Source organism: Actinoplanes awajinensis subsp. mycoplanecinus, from assembly GCF_001509495.1.
In the GTDB taxonomy this organism is placed as follows: domain Bacteria; phylum Actinomycetota; class Actinomycetes; order Mycobacteriales; family Micromonosporaceae; genus Actinoplanes; species Actinoplanes palleronii.
Map to the genome: position 1 here is coordinate 1 of NZ_LLZH01000150.1, position 504 is coordinate 504.

The 504-nt window shown below is 70.8% G+C and carries 1 pseudogene; it reads right to left on the reverse strand.

What is annotated here, in order from left to right:
* A pseudogene (locus ADL15_RS54240) lies at window positions 1–504 on the reverse strand (hypothetical protein); the annotation flags it as partial.

Consider the following 504-nt stretch of genomic DNA (forward strand, 5'->3'; position numbering starts at 1 on the left):
GCGGCCGGTAGCCGTGGCGACCTGGGTGGTCGAGACCATCGGCCGTTGAACGGCGGCGACTGCCGGAGTCGGGGAAACCGACGACCGGTCAGGTCGCAAAGACTGCGGCGGCAGTGCCGGAGCAGTCAGCGCCGAAGGCGCAGAGGCCACAGGGGGCATGTCGGTGTCGACAGAGCCCGAGGGCCGGCTAAGGGCCGCAACGCCGGAGGCGTCGGCCACGGTGGGCAGGGGTTGGGTGTGCAGGTGGTGGCTGGTCGCCAGCAGGGCGCCGGTGGCCATCACCATCAGCCCGTCAACAGCGAGCGGGCCGAGGACACACACGATGTTTTCCTCGCCGTAGTGGTCGAGGAGGCCGGACAGGTGCCGGTACGACACCAGTGCGGCGACAGCGGCGACCGGGAGCAAACCGCCCCAGCGCAGCCATTTCCAGGTGCGGCCGTCGGGCCAGGCCACGCGGGCCAGGATTTCGACGGCCACGAACAGGAAGACGGGCCAGACGACCGC